General features: G+C 63.4%; 1 protein-coding gene. It reads right to left on the bottom strand.

Annotated elements, in window-relative coordinates; genetic code table 11:
• Positions 1 to 22: 22 nt before the first annotated feature.
• A complete protein-coding gene (locus KAK09_RS18530; protein WP_247651432.1) occupies positions 23 to 1,378 on the bottom strand; it encodes an IS5 family transposase in 1,356 nt (451 codons plus the stop codon).
• Positions 1,379 to 1,497 lie beyond the last annotated feature (119 nt).

Below are 1,497 nucleotides of genomic sequence, written 5' to 3'. Positions count from 1 at the left end.
TAGTTCATCCTGAACAACGGCCTCAGGTGGCGATTTGCAGTGCTTGAGGGCTGCCAGCACCCCGCGTGAACCCTCGGAGCAGTGCGATCCGCCAGATGAACTGGCGCAAAAAGACCCTCAGATGGCGCAGGATCATGCGGATGTTGTGACCGCATCCGCACAGGACCGCGAAGAGGGCGTCGCCGGTTGTTCCCTTGAGCGGGCATCGGGTCAGGCGGCCGTCGGTCTTCATGTGGCCGATCATCGGCTCGATGGCGCTTCGTCGTCGCAGCAGTTTTGCGATCGCCCTGGTGACGCCGCGCCGCGCACCGCTGATGAAGACCTTAACCGTCTCGACGCCGTGGCCGCGGTAGCCGCGGTCGACGAAGGCCATGTCCGGGCGCCGGTCGGTCAGGATTTCCACCTGCTCCAGCGCCTCGTGCAGGGTGTGTCCGTCGTAAGGATTTCCGGGCAGTGACCGCATGCCGACGACGAAGCCGCCTGTCGTGGTGGTGGCGACGCTGACCTTGGTGCCGAACTCGTAGCGCTTGTGCGCCTTGCCTTTCGAGATGCAATCGACTGCCGGTTCGTGCAGGCTGTAGAGCTTTTTGCGGTCCTTCGGCTTCTGCGCCAGCAGCCGGTTCACGAGCACGATCATCTCCACCAGGCGCGACCTCAGCGCCCCCTCCGGAACCGTGTCCATCTGCCGCTCGATGTCGCGCAGCACGCGCCCGGTATAGCCTTTGAGCCGACGCAGGGCCTTGCGCATCCGTTTGAACTGACGGGCATGGGCGCAGCGGCCGACCTGCCCGGACAGCCGGGGGCCAAGGCGATTGTAGTTTTGGCGCAGGCTGATGCCGGCCTCCCGCGCCAGGCCGACCAGCTTGCGCCGCGCGACCTCGTAAAGCCGGGCATCGGTGGGATGCGCGATGTTCTTTTCCATCACGGTGGTATCGACGGTGACCGTCTTCAGGTGGTTGTCCTGCACCGTCCCGGCGCGCTGACCGGCGCGGATCGTCTCGGTCAGCAGCCACTCCACACCTTCCTCGCCAATGCGGTTGCGCCAGCGGGTCATCGACGAGGGGTCGATCGGCGGGCGATGCTGGAAGAAGGTCTCGCCACAGAAATGCTGCCAGTAAGGGTTCTCCGACCACCGCGCCACGACCGCCTCATCGGAGAGCCGGAACGCGTGCTGGAGATAGAAGAGCCCCGCGACCAGACGGGTCGGCGTGGCCGGACGGCCGACCGGGGACGGAAAGAACCCGGCCCATTCCCGCTCGAACACCTCCCAGTCGATCAGGGCGGCGAGCTTTACCAGTTCGTGGCGCATGTCGATCATCTCGATCAGGCGTGCGCGCAGCAGATCATCCTGTTCCGGGGGCGGCTTTCTGGGCTTCATATCGCATCTCGAAATTGCAGGGTTCTGGCTGCAATTATACCAAATGCTGCATTCAAAACCAAAGAAAAACGCTACTTTATAAAGCGAAATCAGAAGGATGAGAGCTGTTCAGGATGAAC

It is taken from the genome of Roseovarius autotrophicus (assembly GCF_018069895.1).
GTDB lineage: Bacteria > Pseudomonadota > Alphaproteobacteria > Rhodobacterales > Rhodobacteraceae > Roseovarius > Roseovarius autotrophicus.
This window is presented reverse-complemented; position numbering and strand designations above follow the sequence as displayed.